This window comes from Streptomyces sp. A0958, assembly GCF_004795035.1.
Lineage (GTDB): Bacteria > Actinomycetota > Actinomycetes > Streptomycetales > Streptomycetaceae > Streptomyces.
Window position 1 is genome coordinate 79,583 of record NZ_SSBK01000025.1, and the last position, 20,322, is coordinate 99,904.

Genomic DNA, 20,322 nt, shown 5'->3' on the forward strand with positions numbered 1-20,322 from the left:
GGCGAGAGGCGGGGTCAGGGGCGGGGCCGGAGCCGGGGCCGGGGCCGGAGCTGGAGCCGGGGCCGGGGCCGGGGCGGGTCGCCCATTCCAGCTCCATCAGCGCCGAGTGGTACGAACGGCCCGTCGCCCGGTCCATCCCGATCTCGCACATGCGGTTGGCCGAGAGATACGCGTCGTACTCCCGGGGCCGGACCTCGGCCGCCTCCTTCGCGGTCGCGGACGCCGTCAGCTCCTTGTGCAGCATCCCGCGGTCGCCCGCGAAGCCGCAGCACGCGGCGTCGTCGGGGATCACGGCCTCGTGCGCGCAGGCCTCCGCGACCGCGCGCAGCCGATCCACATCATCCAGGTGCTCCATGGAGCAGGTCGGGTGCAGCACGGCCGAACCGGCCCGCCGCAGCACCGTCAGCTCCGGCAGGAGCTCGTCCGCCGCCCAGACCAGCGAGTCGACCACCGTCAGCTCGCGGTGCAACTTCCGGTTGTCCTCGGTGAGATACGGCACCACCTCGTGGGCGATGCCCAGCGTGCAGGAGGAGGCGTCGACGACCAGGGGCAGCTTTCCGCCGGCCGTCCAGCCCCAGGCGGCCTCCACGATCCGGTTGGCCATCACGGCATTGCCCGCGTCGTACCCCTTGGAGTGCCAGATGGTCGCGCAGCAGGTGCCGTTGACGTCGTCCGGAATCCAGACGGGTTTGCCCGCACGGGCCGAAACCGCGACCACGGCCTGCGGCAGGGACGGGCCGCGATACCCGTCCGGGCTGCCGAAGATGCGGTTGACACAGGCCGGGTAGTAGACCGCGCTCGCTCCCGCTTTGGATGTGCGCGGCAGCTTCCGGGAAGCCGCCCCGGGGATCTCCGGAAGCCACTCGGGGACGAGATCCGGGTGCACCGCGCGGCGGGCGAGACGCGTGACGCCCCGCAGCAGACGGTCGTCGATCCGGCTCGCAGCGGCCACGGCCAGCCGCGCCGCCGTCTCCGCGGCGCGGAAGTGCGTCGCGGCGAGCGCGGCGATCCGCTCCTCGCGCCGGGAATGCCGCTGATGACGGAAGTCCTTCATCATGGCGCCGGTGTCGATCCCGACCGGACAGGCGAGCTTGCAGGTCGAGTCACCGGCACAGGTGTCCACGGCGTCGTAGCCGTAGGCGTCAACGAGACCCGTCTCCACGGGTGAACCGCCGGGCTGGCGCATCATCTCCCGGCGCAGCACGATGCGTTGGCGCGGTGAGGTGGTCAGGTCGTGGCTGGGGCACGTCGGTTCACAGAAGCCGCACTCGATGCAGGGGTCGGCGACCGGCTCGACCCGGGGAATCGTCTTCAGGCCGCGCAGATGCGCCTTCGGATCGCGGTCGAGGACGATCCGCGGTGCCAGGACGCCGTCGGGGTCGATGACCTGCTTCGTGCGCCACATCAGCTCGGTGGCCCTCGGGCCCCACTCCAGCTCCAGGAAGGGGGCGATATTGCGCCCCGTCGCGTGCTCCGCCTTCAGCGATCCGTCGAACCTTTCCACCGTCAGCCGGCAGAAGTCAGCCATGAACGCGGCGTAGCGCTCGACGTCCGTCGGCAGTGCCGCGTCGAAGGCCAGCAGGAAATGGAGGTTGCCGTGCGCGGCGTGGCCCGCGACGGCGGCGTCGAAGCCGTGCTCGGCCTGGAGCGCGAGCAGCGCCTCGCAGCGTCGGCCAGCCGGGAAGGCGGAACGGCGAAGTCCTCCGTGATCAGCGTCGTGCCCGAGGGGCGGGAGCCGCCGACCGCGGTGACGAAGGCCTTGCGGGCCTTCCAGTAGCCGGAGATGGTCCGGGCGTCCCGGGTGAACTCGTTGGTCACGGAGGTGACCGGACGGACCAGCTCCAGCTGCCGCACCACATCGGCCGCCGCCCGCTCGTACCCCTCCTGCCCCTCCTCGTCCGGGGCCCGGAACTCCACCAGCAGCGCGGCGGTCCCCTTCGGCAGCCCGGCCCAGTCGGCGGGCGCCCCCCGCACGCTGACGGAGGCCCGCAGGGTGTTCCCGTCCATCAGCTCGACGGCGATGGCCCCCGCCTCGTTGAACAGCGGCACGGCGGCGGCCGCCGCGGTCAGCGAGGGGAAGAACAGCAGCGCCGTGGAGATCCGGCGGTCCAGCGGCAGCGTGTCGAAGACGACCTCGGAGATGAAGCCGAACGTCCCCTCGGAGCCGACCATGAGCCCGCGCAGAATCTCCACCGGTGTCGAGCCGTCGAGGAACGCGTCGAGCCGGTAGCCGTTGGTGTTCTTGATCTCGTACTTGGTCCGGATGCGGGCCGTGAGCGCGCCATCGGCCTCGATCTCCGCCTTCAGCGCCATCAACCCCTCGCACAGGCGCGGCTCGGCACGGGCCAGGTCCTCGTCGGCCGCCGGGTCGCCGGTGTCCACGACGGTGCCGCTGGGCAGCACGAAGGTGAGCGAGGAGACGGTGCGGTACGAATTACGGCTGGTGCCCGCGGTCATACCGGAGGCGTTGTTGGCGACGACCCCGCCGATCGTGCAGGCGATAGCGCTGGCCGGGTCAGGCCCCAGCAGCCGGCCGTACCGGGCGAGAGCCGCGTTGGCCCGCACGACCGTCGTACCCGGGCGGATACGGGCACGGGCGCCGTCGTCCAGGACCTCGACGCCCGCCCAGTTCCGCCGGACGTCGACGAGGATGTCCTCACCTTGCGCCTGGCCGTTGAGGCTGGTGCCCGCGGCCCGGAAGACGACGTTGCGGCCCTTGCCGTGGGCGTACGAGAGGATCGCGGAGATGTCGTAGATGTCCTCGGGGACGACGACCACCTGGGGCACGAACCGGTACGGACTGGCGTCGGAGGCGTACTTCACCAGGTCGGAGATCTTCCCGAGCACCTTGTGGGCACCGAGCAGGGCGGTCAGCTCGCCGCGCAGCGGTTCGGGCGTGCCCTGCGCCTGGCCGTCGGGAACGCGGTCGTGGGAGGGCCGGCGCGCCGCCGCGGGGCGCAGGGTGTCGGGATTGGGCTCCAGCAGCGGCATGGTGAGGCATCCTCGGCGGCTTGACGGCTTGACGGCTTGACGGCTTGACGGCTTGACGGCTTGACGGCTTGACGGCTTGACGGTCGGCGGTTCGGCGCTGAGCCCCGTGTGCCTCGTGCCCGGTCAGCAGCGGCGCTCCGGCATTCCGTTGACGAGAGCGGTCAGCAGACCGCCGAGCACCTCGCGCTGATCGGCGGTCAATGGGGCCAGGATCTCCTCTGCGGCCGCCCGGCGCGCGTCGCGCAGCGAACGGAGCGTGGCGATGCCCTCGTCCGTGATCTCGATCCGGACCACTCTGCGGCTGTCCGGATCGGGGACACGCCGCACCCGGCCACCGGCCTCCAGGGCGTCCACCAATGTGGTCACGGCCCGGGGGACGACATCGAGGCGCTGCGCGAGATCCGACATCCGGGGCGGCCCGTCGTAGTGCGCCACGGTGCGCAGCAGCCGGAACTGCGCGGGCGTGATGCCGATCGGCTCCAGCTGGCGGCTCTGAATGCGCTGGAGCCTGCGCGTCAGCCGCAGCAGTTGTTCGGCGAGCAGGCCGTCGGGGTCGGGGGATTCCATGGGAGGAACACTATCAGGACTTTGTTCATTGTGAGTAGGGGTAACAATGAGCTATGCTCTCATTCGGCTCGACTGTCAGGGTCGCGATTCCCGCGCCCGGACGGCCCTGCCCCCGCACGCCACGGACGCGTGCGGCCGTCACGGACGGCCGCACCCGCCGCGCTCGCAGCCGCACGCCCGACGAAGGAGCCCATGAAACCCGACGAACCCACGTGGACGCCCCCGCCCAGGGACGCCGCCCAGCCGCCCGCCGAGCTGCGCCGCATCCTCCGCCTCTTCCGGCCGTACCGCGGCCGCCTCGCCGTCGTCGGACTGCTCGTCGGCGCCTCGTCGCTGGTCTCGGTCGCCTCGCCGTTCCTGCTGCGCGAGATCCTGGACACCGCCATCCCGCAGGGGCGGACCGGGCTGCTCTCGCTGCTCGCTCTCGGCATGATCCTGACCGCCGTGATGAACAGCGTCTTCGGCGTGCTGCAGACCCTCATCTCCACCACCGTCGGCCAGCGCGTCATGCACGACCTGCGCACCGCCGTCTACGCCCAGCTGCAACGGATGCCGCTCGCCTTCTTCACCAGGACCCGCACGGGTGAGGTCCAGTCCCGCATCGCCAACGACATCGGAGGCATGCAGGCGACCGTCACATCGACGGCCACCTCGCTCGTCTCCAACCTCACCGCTGTGATCGCCACCGTCGTCGCCATGCTCGCGCTCGACTGGCGGCTCACCGTCGTCTCACTCCTCCTGCTGCCGGTCTTCGTCTGGATCAGCCGCCGGGTGGGCCGGGAGCGCAAGAAGATCACCACGCAGCGCCAGAAGCAGATGGCCGCCATAGCGGCCACCGTCACCGAGTCGCTCTCCGTCAGCGGCATTCTGCTCGGCCGCACGATGGGCCGTTCCGACTCGCTCACCCAGGGCTTCGCCGAGGAGTCCGAACGCCTGGTCGACCTCGAAGTGCGCTCCAGCATGGCCGGGCGCTGGCGGATGTCGACGATAGGCATCGTCATGGCCGCCATGCCGGCTGTCATCTACTGGGCCGCGGGCATCGCCCTGCAGTCCGGCGGGCCCGACGTCTCGATCGGCACGCTCGTCGCCTTCGTCTCGCTCCAGCAGGGCCTGTTCCGCCCCGCCGTGAGCCTGCTCTCCACCGGGGTGCAGATGCAGACGTCGCTCGCGCTCTTCCAGCGGATCTTTGAATACCTCGACCTCACCGTGGACATCAGCGAACCGGAGAATCCGGTGCGCCTGGAGAAGATCCGCGGCGAGGTCCGCTTCGAGAACGTCGACTTCAGCTACGACGAGACGAGCGGCCCGACCCTGAGCGGCGTCGACATCACCGTGCCCGCAGGCGCCGGCCTCGCCGTCGTCGGCCCCACCGGTTCGGGCAAGTCCACGCTCAGCTACCTCGTGCCCCGGCTCTACGACGTGACCGGAGGCCGGGTGACGCTCGACGGGATCGATGTGCGCGAGCTCGACTTCGATACCCTCGCCCGTGCGGTCGGCGTGGTCTCCCAGGAGACGTATCTCTTCCACGCCTCGGTCGCCGAGAACCTGCGCTTCGCGAAGCCCGACGCGACCGACGAGGAGATCGAGGCGGCGGCCCGCGCGGCACAGATCCACGACCACATCGCCTCGCTGCCCGACGGATACGACACCCTCGTCGGTGAACGCGGCTACCGCTTCTCGGGAGGCGAGAAGCAGCGCCTGGCCATCGCACGCACGATCCTGCGCGACCCGCCGGTGCTGATCCTCGACGAGGCGACGAGCGCGCTGGACACCCGTACCGAATTCGCCGTGCAGGAGGCGATCGACTCCCTCTCCGCCGGACGCACCACGATCACCATCGCCCACCGGCTCTCCACCGTGCGCGACGCCGATCAGATCGTCGTCCTCGACGGCGGCCGCACGGCGGAGCGCGGCACCCACGAGGAATTGCTCCAGCAGGACGGGCGGTACGCCGCTCTCGTCCGCAGGGACACGGAGCTCGCCCCGGTGGTGGCAGGCTGACCGCGACCGGGGCCCGGCGGTCGACGGTGCCGTCCTACACGAGGGCCGCCGCTCCTGTGGGACGGGGAACGACGGCGCCGGGTGAAGCCCGCGTTCCAGCGAACATCCGACCCCCTGTTCGTGTCGCGCGGTGCGAGGGCGTGCCGTCAGGACCGAGGTCCCGGGCACCAGCACCGGCGCGGGATAGCGTGCCCGCATGGCGCATGAGACCCCGGAAACCCGGCCTCACCGCAGACCCCGTCCGACCCGGCGCGGCCGTCTGGTGCTGTTCACCGGAGCCGTGCTCGTTCTCGCGGTGGCCGCCGCCGTGCTCGTCCCCCTGCTGACGAGGGGACCCGGCACCGAGCAGCCCCGCAGCCTGGTGATCCCCGAGGGATGGCGGGCCACGCAGGTCTACGCGGCCGTCGACAAGGCCCTCGACCAGCCCGCCGGCACCACCGCGAAGGCCGCGGCGACGGCGGACCTCCCGCTCCCGGCCGAAGCGAAGGGCAACCCGGAGGGCTACCTCTTCCCGGCGACCTACCCCGTCACCTCCGCGACGACCCCGAAGAGCCTGCTGCGCTACATGGTCGACACGGCGGTCGAACGCTTCGGCGCGGAGCACATCACGGCCGGAGCGCGGCGCAACGACGTCACCGTGTACCAGACGGTGACCATCGCCGCCATCGTCCAGGCCGAGGCGGACACCGAGGCGGACATGGGCAAGGTGGCGCGAGTCATCCACAACCGGCTCGACCGCGGAATGCCGCTCCAGATGGACTCCACCCTCAACTACGCGATGAACCGCAGCACGCTGGACACCACCACCGGCGACACCAAGATCGACAGCCCCTACAACAGCTACGAACACAAGGGGCTCCCGCCCACCCCCATCGGCAACCCGGGGGAGCAGGCGATGACAGCGGCGATCAGCCCGACCCCGGGCCCCTGGCTGTACTTCGTGACGGTGGCCCCGGGCGACACCCGCTTCACCGACGACTACGCGGAGCAGCAGCGCAACGTGGCGGAGTTCAACCGCAACCGCAGGGGCGCGGGAGAGGGCTGACGTGGGAGCGGCGCCGACGCCGGTGGCCGGAGCGCGCTCGCAGCGACCGACGGGCAGATTCACGCCCCCGAGCCGACCCCAACAGCGGCCCCCACCCCAGCCGCCACCGCCACCCCCTCGCCTTCCCGCTGTTGTTCCCGCTCCCGTTCCTTTTCCCGCCGCAGCAACTCTCCGATGGCCCGGGCAGCGGCCCGTCCGGCGCGGTTGGCGCCGATGGTGCTGGCGGACGGCCCGTATCCGACGAGGTGGATGCGCTCGTCCCGCACGGCCTGCGTGCCCTCGACCCGGATGCCGCCGCCGCGCTCACGCAGCCGCAGCGGGGCGAGATGGTCGACGGCCGCGCGGAAGCCGGTCGCCCAGAGGATGACGTCGGCCTCGACGCTGCGACCGTCGTTCCAGGCAACGCCGTCCGGCGTGATCCGATCGAACATCGGCAGCCGGTCGAGCACCCCGGACTCGCGGGCGCGCCGGACGGCATCGGTGACGGGCAGCCCGGTCACGCTCACGACGCTCTGCGGTGGCAACCCGCGCCGTACCCGCTCCTCCACCATCGCCACGGCGGCCCGTCCCTGCTCCGCCCCGAACGGCCCGTCCCGGAAGACCGGCGGCCGACGGGTCACCCAGTAGGTCTCGGCCGCCACCTCGGCGATCTCCATCAGATGCTGCGTACCGGAGGCTCCGCCGCCCACGACGACCACCCGCTGTCCGGCGAACTCGGAGGGTCCCGGATAGTCGGCCGTATGCAGTTGCCGGCCCCGGAACGTCTCCTGCCCGGGGTAGCGGGGCCAGAACGGCCGGTCCCACGTCCCGGTCGCGTTGATCAGGGCACGCGTCGCGTACGTACCCTCGCAGGTCTCCACGAGCAGGCGCCCGCCGTCACCCTGACGTACGGCGCTCACCTCGACCGGCCGGTGCACCCGCAGCCCGAACGTGCGCTCGTACCGCTCGAAGTACTCCCCGATCACCTCGGACGAGGGTCGCTCGCCGTCCGCGCCGGTCAGCTCCATCCCCGGCAGCGAGTGCATGCCGTGCACCTTGCCGTAGGTGAGCGACGGCCACCGGAACTGCCAGGCGCCCCCGGGAGCCGGGGCATGGTCGAGCACCACGAAGTCACGATCGGGCTCCAAGCCGCTGCGGCGCAGGTGGTAGGCCCCGGACAGACCCGCTTGCCCGGCCCCGATCACCACGACGTCCACCGACCGCATCCCGATAGCGTTCACGCCTCCAACAACTGCGGAGGGATCGCGAAACTTCCCGGAGTCGCGACCGACGCGTACGCGCGATCAGCAGGATCGGGCCCCGGAGACGGCAGGATGGGAACCATGCCTTCTCCCTTCACCACCACCGTCCTGCACCTCACCACGGGCTCGACGGAGACCGTCACCGACCTGACATCCGACTGCGAGCAGTTCCTCTCCAGCGCGGCCGCCGGCCGTGACGGCCTGCTCAACATCTTCGTCCCGCACGCGACCGCCGGGATCGCCGTCCTGGAGACCGGCGCGGGCAGTGACGACGACCTCCTGTCGACCCTCCACACACTGCTCCCGGCCGACGACCGTTGGCAGCACCGCCACGGCAGCCCCGGCCACGGCCGCGACCACGTGGTCCCGGCCTTGGTACCCCCGCACGCGACCTTGCCGGTGATCGCGGGGCGCCTGGAGCTGGGGACGTGGCAGTCGGTGTGCCTGGTGGACACGAACGTGTCCAATGCCAACCGTCAGGTCCGGTTGAGTTTCCTGGGCTGACCGAGGTCGCCCCGGGGCGCGGCCATGAATCTCCCGTAACTTGCGTGATCGAAACCGAGAAGCCCATTTGGGCGCAGGATCATCCGGGAGAGCTGCGGCCGAATGGAGCAACCATGCCAGCGACGCGCCACCAGCACCGAGGCCCTGGCCGGGTCCATCTCGCTCCTCGGTCCCACCGCGCGCGGTTGGCCCCTGCTCCAACGCCTGGGCCGGCCATATACGCAGAACCGGCTTCAACTCTTCGACGAGTTCTACGGCGGCTCGACCGAGACCCGGTTCAGCCACGACCTTCCCGAGACCACAGCCTGGGTGCGTGGTCTCGGTTCCGAGCCTCGAACTGCCCGCGATGCCCGGTTCGGTGAGGACCGACTCCTGAAGCTGCGCACCCGCAACAGCACCGCCTGCATGGGAATCTACGTCCTGCTGATGAAAGAGGGCGCGCGCGCCGACTGGCGTACCGGCCAGCGGGCCGAGGACGCTGAGTACTTCGCGGAGTCCGTGGACATCCACCACATCTTCCCGACGGCCTGGTGCGCGAGTGAGCAGATCCCTGCTGGGCGGTACAACTTCATCGTCAACAAGACCCCGCTCGGCTCCCGTACCAACCGGATCATCGGTGGCGCAGTACCGTCCGTGTATCTCCCCCAGGGTCGCCGGCAACGCCGAGGTGAAGGCGGCCGTTGTTTCCGATCATCTCCGCACGCATCTGGTCGATCCGGTCCTGCCGGCCCGGGACGACTCCGATGCCTTCTTCGCAGCTCATCAGGAAGCGCTGGCCAGGGCGATCGAAAGAGCGACGGGCAAGGCCGTGGTCATCGGTGAGGGTTACCCCGACAATGAGATCTCCCATGAGGACGTGGGCAAGGACGAAGGCGACGACGGCTGACCCCGGAGCCGAGCCGTCGGCGGGTCTCTCTTGGTCGAAGTTCAGTGCGGCGTAGGTACTGTTCGAAAACGCGACATCCGACGTGTCGCGTGAAAGGTGTGATCTGAGTGAAGTACTTGGTTCAGCTTCGCCGTTGGCTGTCCGACCTCGACGAGGTCTGGCTCGGCGAGTTCCTGCGCGACTTCGCCGTCGGGGTCAAACAGCAGGGCGGTCGGGTGCATGGGTTGCCGACGCTCGGCCGGAATGGTGCTCAGCGGGTGTGGGCCAGCAAGGCTCCGGAGAGCCTGCTGCGCCATCTCACCGGATTCGCGCTGGTGCGGGCGTCGGGAGCGTTGTGCGCGCGAGGTTTCAGCCACGAAGAGATCGAGGCACCCGGCGAGGAGACGCTGGTCAGCATGATGCGTGCGCTGCCGCCGGAGCTCGCCGGCCTCGCCCTTTTCGGGCTTGCTTTCGACGAGCGGCAGCCCGGTCACACACCGGCACTCCAGGCGTGGGGCCCCTGTTGGCAGGCCGCCGAATTGCCTGCGGAGCCATACGAGGAAGCGTCGGCGAGCGCCGTGGCGGACGAGCCCGGTGAGGTGTTGCTCCAGGCGCTGGCCGAGCGCGTGGACGCGCTGAAAGAGAGTGGCGAGCGTACGGTCGATGCCTTGCGCAACGCAGTGGAGGACATAGCCGTCGGCCGGGAGACGGACGAGGAACCCGTCGTGCGCGAGCTCTCCGCCTGGGCGGCGGAGCGCCGGACCGTGGGGCGGCTCAGCGCTCGGCCGGCCGGTCTCGACCGTCCCTGGGGAGCGCTCGGCGGGTATGACGACTGGGCGGACCTGGTCGCCGAGGCCGAGAGCCGGTGCGACAGGACACGCGCCGAGTTGGAGAAGGCATGCAGGTCGGCCGAGGTCTACCGGTCTCAGTACGGTGCGGCGGACCCGGAGGAGCGTGAGATCCTTGAACCGCTGCTGGCGATGTACGACAAGAAGGTCACCGAACTGGAGCAGCGGCTGAAGGAGTTCGGTGGCTCGGCCGATTGTGGGGCGCGGCCCGGGAACGGCCCTGGCGTCAGCGCGGTGGAGCCCTCGGAAAGCTCCGCTCCGGGCAGCGGCGGTCCGGAGCAGCCGGAGGTCGGCGAAGAGCGGGAGACGGTCCTCTCGGGGCCGGCCGCCGACGCCGATCAGGGAGAGGAGGACGCTACGGCCCCGGAATCCACAGCGGCTTCGGGCGCCGTGTTCCCGGTGGCCCCCTCGGACATCCCGGAGAGCCAAGAGACCGGCGTTGAGTTCACCTTACGGGTGGACGACTCCACCGGCATGCCGTCGGGCGGCGCGGGCCGGACGGTCGGGGAACCACCCTCCGCGGACGAACCGATGAACCGTGAGGTCGCCACGGACAGTGGCACGGCGACCGGGGCGGAGGCCGGCGACACCGAGCACGCCGCGGAGCCGACGGGGACGACCGTGTCCAATATCGTCGAGGTCGAGGACGCTGAAAAAGAGAACGGAGCGGACAGTGCTCCGGTCGCTTCCGGAAAGGGGGAGCAGCCGGACACGGCCGAAGCCGGGGCACAGTCCGCTGCCGTCGGCCGGAAGGACCGGCTGCCCGATTTCGGGTCCGGTGGGGAAGCCGTGCGGGAGAGCGTGGTGACGTCGGCCGCAGTCGGGCAGCACCGTTCCACGTGGCAGGCCGGTGTCGGCCGGGCGCCGTCCCCCGTCGAGACCCTGCTCAGGGAAGGGAATTTCGCGGGTGCCTACTGGCTGAGCGTGGCGGCCGACGAACCGGAGGAATGCCGCCGGGCGCTGGCCTTCGCGGCCGCGGCCTTCACCCTGCGGGGCGAACCGGGCAGGGCGAACGAGCTCCAGAGCAACCGCGAGGTGGACCTCCTGCCCGACGCCTCCACCCACCACGATGCACACCTGGTTGCCCTATCCGCGACCTTGCGCACCGGGTTGGAGGCAGGCTGGCCGGCCGGCCCGGTCTCGACGGCAATGGGGAACCCGCCGCAACTCGCCGCCCCCTGGGACAGGTGTGTCCAGGCCCTGGTGAAGACGGTGGCGGGCGGAGCCATGCTCGGTCCCGGCGAACTTCTTGACGGAGGCGTCGGCCAGGACGCCGAGCTCCGCACCGAGCTCGCGGACAGAGCACGTGCCGAGGCCGAGGCTCTGCCGCAGCGGACCATCACCCTGCAACGCGGCACCGTCGTGCTGAAGGCGCTCAGCGAGCCCACGGGGCCTTTGGGCACGACGCTCGCGGCGGTCATTGACTGGGCCGAGAACCGATGCGGCGCGGACCAGCTCGACTACTGCTTCAACACCTGGTTCGGACGCACGGGATCGCCGGACCGGCTCATCGACGAGACCGACCGGAAGCACAGTTCGCCGAAGCAGAAGCGGGAGAAGATCCACTCCGGGGCCCGGGAGAAGCTCCGGTCCCACATCCACAAGGTGGCGGGCCTGCTGGAGGAAGCGCGCCGTATCGCGTCCCGGCTCGGGCAGACCGGAATCCGCAGGGCCGACGACGAGCTGGCGCAGGCGGTTACCGAAGCACGCGCCGCACAGCCGCCGGCCGGTCCCGGGGGGGCGGCCCTGAAGGTACTCCTGGACTGGGTCTGCGGCACCGTGGCCCCACTCGGGGCTGCCACACCGGTGTCCCGTCCCGAGGGTCTGGAGGTCGACACCGACTGTCTGCTCGCGGTCGACGGTCTGTCCTGGAAGCGCGAAAAGGGCGTCGACGAACCCGACCTCACGCCCCGGGGGACCGTGGACCTGCTGTGGCGCAAACTGCTTCGGCCCGACCCCGACGCGGCTTTCGAGACGTTCCTGAAGAGCGGTGACCTGCACCTGGCGCGGCGGCTCATCGAGCGGCGTTCCACCGAGGCCGGGACGGCGGCCGATCTGGTTGTGGCCGCCGAACTGGATCTCCAGCAGCGGACGCTGGACGATTCCACGGCGAAATGGCGTTCCCACCGGACGAGTCGCCTCGCCGCGGCCCGGGAAATGCTCGACCGCGTCCGCGTGGAGAACCTGCTCCAGCCGCGACGCGAAGCCTTGCTGGCCGCCAGGCTCACCGATGTCGAGGTGGACGCGACCCTCTGCTTCGCTGCGCAGTTCACGATCCTGACGGGCATCGTCGACGAGCTCGGCGAGGTGCTGCGGGAGAAGACCGGGCAGCTTCGCGCCGAACTGGCCCGGCTGGAGTGCGAGGAGACGGACCGGGAGCGCATCGTTGAGCTGCTCGACCAAGGCGAGACGGTCACCGCGGAGGAACTTCTGTCGTTCGCGCGCAAGGGGGAGAAGCTGCGTGACACGCGTTCCCGGTCCGGGGACGAACTCGCCGAGTTCCTGGAAGGGGTGAACCACCAGCAGGCGCCGAAGCCTTCGGACAGCGGTGTCAGCGCGCGCTGGTGGGCCGAGCACTACGCCGGTGACGACGGCCTCCAGCGGGAGGTGGGGCCGGCCCTGGAGTCCTGGGACAGCCTCGCCGACCCGCGTGACCGCAGGAACCAGTTCCAGAAGCACGTCAAGAACGTGCTCAGGCTGCTCGGGCTCGCCGTCGCCGAGGTGGGATTGGTCGATCAGAGTGGACGCAAGGACTGGAGCGTGCTCCGCCTCAACGTCCGGGCCACGGTGACGGAGCGGACGGCTGGCTACGTCGCCGCGCTCGGCTCCGGAGCCAAGGGCGTTTACAAGGTGTTGCTCATCGCCGAGGAACAGCGTGGCGACGACGGCCTGCTGCGCCATCTCGGCGAGGCGGCGCACGAGGCCCACCTCGTACTCCACCTGCAGCCGCTGGGTGGCTCGGGCCGGCGCAATCTGCTGCGTTCCGCGCTCGCGCACAGTCAGAAGGCGGTCGTCGTCGACCCCGCTGTGGTCGGCTGGGCGGCCGCACGCGCTCCCCGGTCCTTCCGCGCCGTCCAGCGGGTCACCCTGCCCTGGGCCGCGTACTCGCCCTACCTGCCCTATCGGCCGGGCCAGGTGCCTCCCGAGGTGTTCAAGGGGCGCCACACGGAACAGAACGAGGTGGCGGACCGGGACGGGGGTGTTTTCCTCTACGGCGGACGGCAGCTGGGGAAGTCCTCGCTGCTCCGTCTGGTCGCCGAGACCTTCGCAGCACCCGGGGAATCCGACGGATCGAGTGAGAAGGTGGCGCTCTATCTGGACCTCCGTAACCAGGAACTCGGTTACAGCAAGGGGCCCGAGCAGCTGTGGGTGCTGCTCGCCCGGGAACTGAAGGCCAGGGGTGTCCTGGAGAACAAGGTCTCCGACACGGCCGGCGCGGAAGTGGTCGCCGAGAAGATCGCCCGCTGGCTCCGGGCCGTGCCCGGCCGCCGGATCCTCGTCTTGGCTGACGAGGCGGACAACTTCCTCAACAGTGACGCCCGGGCCACCGCGTCCTCCGGTGGGGAGGCCACGTTCGCCACCGTGGTGCGGCTTCACCGGCTGATGCAGGAGACCGAGCGGGACTTCAAGATTGTCTATGCGGGTCTTCAGCAGGTCCAGCGATTCCAGCGGCTTTCTAACACCATCACCGCACACGGCGGACGTCCGGTGCTCGTCGGCCCGTTGCAGCCGACTGCCGCCATGGAGCTGGTGGAGGAACCGCTCGCCGCGCTCGGACTGTTCTTCGACACACCGGCCCTGGTGTGGCGCATTCTCGCCCTGACCAACTACCACCCCAACCTGATCCAGATCTTCTGCGACGGCCTCGCCGGGGAGATGCGCAAGCGGGCCCGTCGCGCAGGACGGCAGCCCGGCCCGCATCACCGAGCGGGACGTCCAGCAGGTCGCCGCCTCGCCCGACTTGCGCAAGCGCATCGCCGAGCGGCTGCGCTTCACCGTCGACTTGGAGGACCGCTACCGGGTGCTCACCCTCGTCCTCGCGCTGCGCTGCCTCGACGACGGCTACGCCCACGGGTACACGGTTCGTGAACTCCTCGACGCCGCCCACCAGGCGTGGCCCGAGGGCTTCCCTCCTACTAGTTACGACGAGACCAGGGTCGACCTGGACGAGATGGAGGGGCTCGGCCTGGTGATCGCCCTCGACGGCGGGCGCTACGCCATGCGCAGCTCCAACGTCGTCAATCTGCTCGGCACTCGTGAGGAGCTGAAGGCCGAGCTGGAGACCACCGACTTCACCCAGCGGTTCGACTACAACCCCCGGATGGCCCGCCGCCAGCTCACCCCGGGCCAGAACGGCATGGCCCGGGTCAGCCCGCTCACCGAGGAGCAGTGGCACCAGGCTCTCGCGCACCCGATCTCGGGCATCGTCGCCACGCCAGCGCTGGGTTCGGGCCGGATTGGCGAGGCCCTGGCCCACTACCTCGGGGACAGCCGGGCGCTCCACCGCTGTGACTCGGCCGCCGTGGGCGAGGCGCTCGCGGTGACCAGTCGTACGAGGAGCCCTCAGGTGATCTTCGCCGACCTGCGGACATCGGATGCCACGTCGGCCGCAGAGATCACCGAACGGCTCTCCGAATGGGCCGGTGCCGTCGGCGAGAGCAAGGACGAACAGGGCGGGCCGGGTGGCCTGCCGCGGCGACGGGCGATCGTCCTCACCGGGCCGATGCCGTACGAGTCCGCGGCCCGGCAGTTCCGGCCCAGGCGCTGGGACGTCACCAGCGTGCGGGCATGGCCGGACGGCCCGTTCGCGACCACCGCGGAACGGCGCGACCTCATCGAGGCGACGGGCGGCTGGCCGGAACTCGTCGAAGGCGTCATGCACTTGGTCGGTCGCGGAGGCTACACCCGTGACCAGGCCCTGGAGCGGGTGCGGGACGCGGGCAAGCAGGTGAAACGAGCGGTCGACCACCTGGAGGCGGTCGGACTGGCCAGTGCGGACCGTGACGCCCTCAAGGCGTGGTCGTATTTCTTCGACGAGCGGGAACTGCGCGAGAGGAAGGCGCTGTGCACGGCACAGGCCGTGGCGGAGGCGGCGGACCTGACGACGGAGGAGGCCGAGCAGCTGCTCGGCCGTGCCGATCTCCTGGGACTGATCGACGAGACCGTCGCCGGTCCGACGCTCGACGCGGTGACCTTCCGGGCACTGCAGGCGCTGGTGACGGCGGAGGAACAGCGGTGACAGCAGCACCTTCGCGGGCCGCCGCCCCATCCGGCGCCTTCGGCGCGCCGGTGCCCGGGCACCAGGCGCAGACGGCCGCCGTGAGTCGTGCCTTGTGCACCGGGTTTAGTGTCGTCTGGTACTTCGCGGACGCCGCCGTCCAGGACGGAACGGCCCGGACGTTGCTCGGCCTTCTCGACCGAGCGGTGGGGCACCCGGTGCGGGTACCGGCACCGAAGCCCGCCGGGGCGGGCGGCCGGGCCGACGTCTGGGCTGCGGGGGAGGATGCCGCGGACGGGCCGGGGCGGAACCCGGCCCAGGACGCCACCGCGTACGATGCGGTGCCCCCGCCGCAGGCCGGGTCCGAAACGGTGCCGGATGGCAGCGGTGCGTGGGACGACCTGTGGGACACGGGGCCGCCGGTGCGCGTTGCCGCGACGGACGACCGGCCGGCCGATACGACTGCCGACAGCCTGCTCCAGCGCCTGGCGGCCGAACTCGGCACGTCGTTCGACCCGCTGGACGCTCTTTTCGCCGACCCGGGCTGGGAAGGAGCCACGGTTCTGATCGAGGCGTGGCACGGCGAGGAGCGGGAGGAGCTCGCGGTACTGCTCCGGAGGTTCCAGAACCTCGCACGCGATTCCGGCCGCGAGAGCGCGCGCAGACCGCGACTGCTGGTGGCGGCCCGGCACCGGGACCTTCCGCCGGACCTGTCGGCGTACCTCGACAAGGGTTTCGCCAAGGCCGTCTGGTGCTGGAACGTCACCGACCGTCTGGACACCGCGGTGACCGTTGCCTCGGCCGCCGGACCGAACGGGGGAGTGAGTCCGGCCGGGCGGCTCCGTGAGGAACTGCGTCGGGAGGCCGTGGTGGAGATCTGTGGCCCCGATCTTGCCTGCGCGACCGAGCTGACCGGGTCGTGGGACGGCTCGGTGGCCGGACTGCCCGGATCGCTCCTCGCCGTACGGCACCGGGTGCGTTCGCACGAACCGCCGCCAGGCCGGTGGCATTTGGATCCGCTCGGGGAAGCGGTGACCGGAGACCGGCCCGGTCAGGAAGGCCAAAAGCACTGGGATGCCGGGACCGCCGACGGATGGTGCGGGCGCATCCGAGTGTCGCCTCTCGTATGGTTCGGGTCAGCCGACGGCGGGACGAGGCTCAACCGCTACCTGTGGCGTGCGCAGAACAGAGTCCTGCTTCCGTTGCTAGATGAGGCTCGCGCCTTCTATGCCGGACTGGTTCCCACCGCGGCCGTACGCGGCGAGAGCAGTCTCCTGCTCGCATGCTCCCGCGGTACGGGGCGCGGGCCCGACGGTGGGCCGCCCCGGAGTGCCTCGCTCGAACTGGGGGAGCTCTGGTACGCCTGCGTCTCCGGCGAGCTCGCCCTCACACCGGCTCGACGGAGCCGGCTGCGGACTCTCCGGGACGCCCGGAACAAACTTGCGCACCACAGCGTGCTCTCGGACGAGTCACTGGAGCAACTGATTCCTGCCCTCCTCAAACGCTGAGGCGAACGGGAGAGGGCAAGCCGGTATCGCGAGAGGAGGCCGACGGGTTCCTCCTGGTCCACGAGGAGGCCGCCGACAGCGTCTTCGTCCTCCTTGCGCGGGGCGCTGCCGTGTTCCGTCGGACCGTCCCCGGTGGCGAGTGCGGGCGGGAAGACGGGTGAAGGGCTCTCCGCCGGCCGCCCCTCTCAGCCCTCGGGCCGCAGCGGTCCGCGCTCGTACGCCTTGGCGAGGCGCTGGGGGACCAGGTAGGTGGAGGCGTCGACGGTGATCGGTGTCAGCTGAGGGGTTGTGTCTGCGGGTGTGTCGAGTAAACGGCCCTGTCTCACTTTCCGGCCCAGGGCGCGATTTCCCCACAGGAGGCCAGGCCCCTCCGGATCCCCGTGCTTTCTGAACGGAGACCTTGGGCCTGAACTCTGCAGCCCAGCTGTGGCGCCAGGCAGAGGAGTTGGCAGGCTCCAGTATCGGCACCTGGTGGTTCTTGGAGCCGGGTTCGAGGCGAACCCGCTGATCGGATCTGCTCCGGTAGCCGTCTGGGCGCGGCGCGCAGTAGCTGTATACGCTGGTGTTGCCTTAACGGAGTTTGGTGGACACGAATGTGGACAACGCGGACCGGCAGGTACGGTTGTCATTCCTCGGGTAGTGCATCGATTCCGTAGGACTGAAGTGGGCAAGTGGAGCCCGGCCGCACCAGTCGAGCTGTGTGCACATGCGTTCGCCGGTCTACGGGTTGCTGGGGATCATCCTTGTGGGCGACATCTTGATGCTGAAATGACGCTCGTGACGCACATTCGGCGCTTGTTCTGATGGGGTATCAGGTGACTTGCCGGGCAGGTCGGGCTCCTGTCAACGGGCAGGTCGGGCTCCTGTCAAGACGACGAGCCCTGGGCCGGGGCCTGCGCGCCGGCAGTCGGCCTTGATCGGACGACAGTGCGAGCTCTCCGGTTCGCCCGTTGTCGAACAGGGATCTTCGATGGGGACCGGTGCGAGCATGAACTCGGCAAGTTCCGGGGGCAGTTGTCCGTCGGTGAAGCCGGCAACGAAGTGTCCTTACCTTCCACAGTCCACCTGGATGAGGTCGAAGTCGAGGCTCGTCTCCGGCAGCCAGACCACGGAGTGAGCGACTTGTTTGGGGAAGTCGGCTGTGGTGCCCACTTTCCGGGGGTGCTGGAGCAACTTCAGGCTCCATCCCTCATCCGCGGGGTCGAGCAGGCGCTGCTTGCATGCATCGATGGAGAGGGCCCACTTCTGTGTGACAGAAGGTCACCGTGCGCCTCGGCAAGAGCGCCGAGGCCCAACCGGGATGTCAGGGTGGCGTGGGTGATGGTCTGGAGGTGCACGTTCCGTTCGGCCGTCCGCGCTTCAGCTCCACTGTGACCAGGTGTCCGGTCGCGTCCAGACTCAAGATGTCGAGCCGGTCGCGCGCTGGCACCCCGTCTGTGTCGGCCCATCGGTCGTACTCGGCGGTACGACAGGCTCGACTCCCCGAGCACCTGTAGGTGCTGGCCCACTGCCTCCCTACCCGTGCTATCCCTTTCCGTCGCCCGGGGGGCATTTCGGTTCATGCTCACACGGGTCGCCCGCCGCCGGGGAGGAAGGTGACGCGTCAGAGGTGGTGCGGGGCCGAGCGCTGGGCTCGGCGTCATGGGTCGAGTCGCAACTAGGTTTCTACGTCACCCTCATGAGGCGCGGTCAAACCGCCGACCGACCGACTTGGGCTTCAGCCGCAGGGGAGATGGGCCACTATTGAGTTCACCCGACGCTTTGTCTTAGTTTGTCGGTTGAGATTGTGTGCATCAAGTCACTTTGGCCACCTGGAATCATGTGACTCTCTTGTGAATTCTTCGTGAGAGACCTTAGAACTTTCCCCTGTCTTGATCGTTTGAGGTGGGGGATTCTGTGCGTCCAGCGCGTCCGCTTGTTGTTGCTGTTGCCTTCGTCGTGTCCGTGCTGGCCGGCACGCAGCAGGTCTCACTGGCAGCCAACCGACTGGCGACCGACTCTGTCTCCGCCCCGGACCAGCAGTGGGGCACTGCCGCCGGTCGGCGCCACACCGCTTCGGCAGATGCCACGGATGCTTCGGCTAAGGGCGGTCGCGCCGTCCCGCTGAGGGGTCGTGGGGAGCTTCCGGCGGCTGAGGGGACGAGTCCCGTGCGCCTGCCCAGTGCCGCGGAGGCGCCGAAGCCCAGCCCTGTGGAGCGTGTCCAGGTCCCTGACACGTTCGTTCCTCAGGGCTTCAGCGCAAAGCGCAGCAGGGAGCTGAAGTCCGAGCGTCAGGCGCAGCAGCGTACTTACCTCAATGACGATGGCAGCCTTACGACTCGCTTCTACGACGAGCCGGTCAACTTTCTGGTTCAAGACGGCAGTTGGCAGGCAATTGACACCGCTCTCGTGCGGCTGCAGAGTCCTGAGCAGGTGGGCGGCATGCATTCCATGAGCGAGGGCGACCCTGGTTGGGAAACGGAGTCGACGCAGGCGCCGATCTCCTTCGCCGGTACCGCCGATGTGGATCCGCTGGTACGGATGACGTTGGGCAGCGGGCTGTCCGTCGGATATGCCGTGGACGGAGTTGACTCGGTTGCCGGCCGCGCCGACGGCAGTACGGTCACCTATGCGGATCTCCGTGAGGGATCCGATCTCGAACTTGTCGCGGGTGGGTCCTCGGTCAAGGAGACCGTGGTCCTGAAGGACAAGGAGGCGCCTACTGAGTGGCGTTTCCCGCTGCAGCTTGAGGGCCTGACCGCGCAGACCGACGGTGACGGCGGCCTCGCGTTCACCGACTCGGACGGTGCGAAGCGGGCATGGATGCCTGCCGGGTGGATGCAGGACTCTGAGGTTCCCCCTGCCGGCCGGACAGCTTGATACTGGGACGGATGGTCCCGGAGGAAGCAGTCGCAGATAGTGAGCAAGAAGAGCAACATGAGTAAGCGGTACACGGCCGAGTTCAAGCGGGACGCGGTCGCCTTGGCGTTGTCCTCGGAGAAGACGGTTACCGAGGTCGCGAGGGATCTGGGTGTGAGTCCGGAAGGACTGCGCGGGTGGGTGAAGCAGGCGAAGGTCGACCGCGGCGAGGGGCCCGCCAGCGCCCTGACCACTGCGGAGCGTGAGGAGCTGGTCCGGCTGCGGCGGAAGGTCCGCGAGCAGGAGGCCACGATCGCGGTTCTGGGAAAAGCGACCGCCTTCGTGTGTCCTGAACGGAAAGGGGCTGCCGGTGTAGGTCGGTAGCAACTGGATGGTGCTGCACAGATGATGAGGGTTTGGCCCCTCGGAGTCGCCCCCGCGGAGGGAGGCTCCAAGCCGCCTCCTGCTGCGTTGACTGAAGACCGTCGTGGTGAGCGTCGGAGGAAAAGGCGTCCTTGAAAGGGCGTCAGGTGGGGATCGGGAAGGCGAGCGTGAGCGAACCACTGCTGACCCCGGCTATTCACCGAAATTGTCCGAGCTGACGCCCTGACAGCAGAAAGGCGCCGTTGACCTGCAAGGATGCGCGTGTTGAGGACGTATCCGGGCAGAGGATCAAGGCACCTTTCTGGTGAACGA

The 20,322-nt window shown here is 69.7% G+C and carries 11 protein-coding genes and 1 pseudogene; 8 read left to right on the forward strand and 4 right to left on the reverse strand.

Features of this window, described 5'->3' with window-relative positions:
- Positions 1-64 precede the first annotated feature (64 nt).
- Positions 65-2,991 (reverse strand): annotated as a pseudogene (locus E6P78_RS23095) (FAD-binding and (Fe-S)-binding domain-containing protein); the annotation flags it as partial.
- Positions 2,992-3,114: 123 nt separating this feature from the next.
- Entirely contained in the window at positions 3,115-3,558 is a 444-nt protein-coding gene (locus tag E6P78_RS23100; RefSeq protein ID WP_136205544.1) for a MarR family transcriptional regulator, read from the reverse strand.
- Between the two features lie 192 nt (positions 3,559-3,750).
- Here E6P78_RS23100 and E6P78_RS23105 point away from each other — a divergent pair, with 192 nt between their 5' ends.
- Both E6P78_RS23105 and mltG read left to right on the forward strand, forming a co-directional pair.
- Positions 3,751-5,559, forward strand: coding sequence for an ABC transporter ATP-binding protein (locus tag E6P78_RS23105; protein WP_136205545.1), 1,809 nt, complete (start codon positions 3,751-3,753; stop codon positions 5,557-5,559).
- Positions 5,560-5,755: 196 nt separating this feature from the next.
- Positions 5,756-6,604, forward strand: a complete 849-nt coding sequence (gene mltG, locus E6P78_RS23110) for an endolytic transglycosylase MltG (protein WP_136205546.1) — start codon at positions 5,756-5,758, stop codon at positions 6,602-6,604.
- A 59-nt stretch (positions 6,605-6,663) separates the two neighbouring features.
- Here the strand turns inward: mltG and E6P78_RS23115 are convergent, their stop codons facing one another.
- Positions 6,664-7,809 (reverse strand): NAD(P)-binding domain-containing protein, encoded by a 1,146-nt coding sequence (locus E6P78_RS23115; RefSeq protein WP_136205561.1) that lies wholly within the window; start codon positions 7,807-7,809, stop codon positions 6,664-6,666.
- 117 nt (positions 7,810-7,926) lie between these two features.
- Here E6P78_RS23115 and E6P78_RS23120 point away from each other — a divergent pair, with 117 nt between their 5' ends.
- From E6P78_RS23120 to E6P78_RS23135, 4 genes are all read left to right on the forward strand, one after another.
- A complete protein-coding gene (locus E6P78_RS23120; protein ID WP_136205547.1) occupies positions 7,927-8,349 on the forward strand; it encodes a secondary thiamine-phosphate synthase enzyme YjbQ in 423 nt (140 codons plus the stop codon).
- A 616-nt stretch (positions 8,350-8,965) separates the two neighbouring features.
- Complete coding sequence (locus tag E6P78_RS23125; RefSeq protein WP_136205548.1) at positions 8,966-9,235, forward strand: hypothetical protein; 270 nt, start codon at positions 8,966-8,968, stop codon at positions 9,233-9,235.
- 107 nt (positions 9,236-9,342) lie between these two features.
- Positions 9,343-14,151 carry a hypothetical protein gene (locus E6P78_RS23130; protein ID WP_136205549.1) on the forward strand — a complete coding sequence of 1,603 codons (4,809 nt, stop codon included), beginning with the start codon at positions 9,343-9,345 and terminating at the stop codon, positions 14,149-14,151.
- Positions 14,152-15,297: 1,146 nt separating this feature from the next.
- On the forward strand, positions 15,298-16,788 hold the full coding sequence (locus E6P78_RS23135) for a hypothetical protein (protein ID WP_136205550.1): 1,491 nt from the start codon (positions 15,298-15,300) through the stop codon (positions 16,786-16,788).
- 185 nt (positions 16,789-16,973) lie between these two features.
- Here the strand turns inward: E6P78_RS23135 and E6P78_RS23140 are convergent, their stop codons facing one another.
- Positions 16,974-17,114 carry a hypothetical protein gene (locus E6P78_RS23140; RefSeq protein ID WP_240799333.1) on the reverse strand — a complete coding sequence of 47 codons (141 nt, stop codon included), beginning with the start codon at positions 17,112-17,114 and terminating at the stop codon, positions 16,974-16,976.
- 1,822 nt (positions 17,115-18,936) lie between these two features.
- On the opposite strand from E6P78_RS23140, the gene E6P78_RS23145 reads away from it, so the two are divergent.
- Together E6P78_RS23145 and E6P78_RS23150 are read left to right on the forward strand one after the other, a co-directional pair.
- Complete coding sequence (locus tag E6P78_RS23145) at positions 18,937-19,647, forward strand: hypothetical protein (RefSeq protein ID WP_136205551.1); 711 nt, start codon at positions 18,937-18,939, stop codon at positions 19,645-19,647.
- Between the two features lie 39 nt (positions 19,648-19,686).
- The gene (locus E6P78_RS23150; protein ID WP_136205552.1) at positions 19,687-20,010 is read left to right on the forward strand and encodes a transposase; all 324 of its coding nucleotides are present in this window, start codon (positions 19,687-19,689) and stop codon (positions 20,008-20,010) included.
- Positions 20,011-20,322: the final 312 nt, after the last annotated feature.

Coding starts and splice junctions, on each gene's coding strand:
- E6P78_RS23100 (WP_136205544.1), bottom strand. CDS start 3,558: ATGGAATCCCCCGACCCCGACGGCCTGCTCGCCGAACAACTGCTGCGG.
- E6P78_RS23105 (WP_136205545.1), top strand. CDS start 3,751: ATGAAACCCGACGAACCCACGTGGACGCCCCCGCCCAGGGACGCCGCC.
- mltG (WP_136205546.1), top strand. CDS start 5,756: ATGGCGCATGAGACCCCGGAAACCCGGCCTCACCGCAGACCCCGTCCG.
- E6P78_RS23115 (WP_136205561.1), bottom strand. CDS start 7,809: ATGCGGTCGGTGGACGTCGTGGTGATCGGGGCCGGGCAAGCGGGTCTG.
- E6P78_RS23120 (WP_136205547.1), top strand. CDS start 7,927: ATGCCTTCTCCCTTCACCACCACCGTCCTGCACCTCACCACGGGCTCG.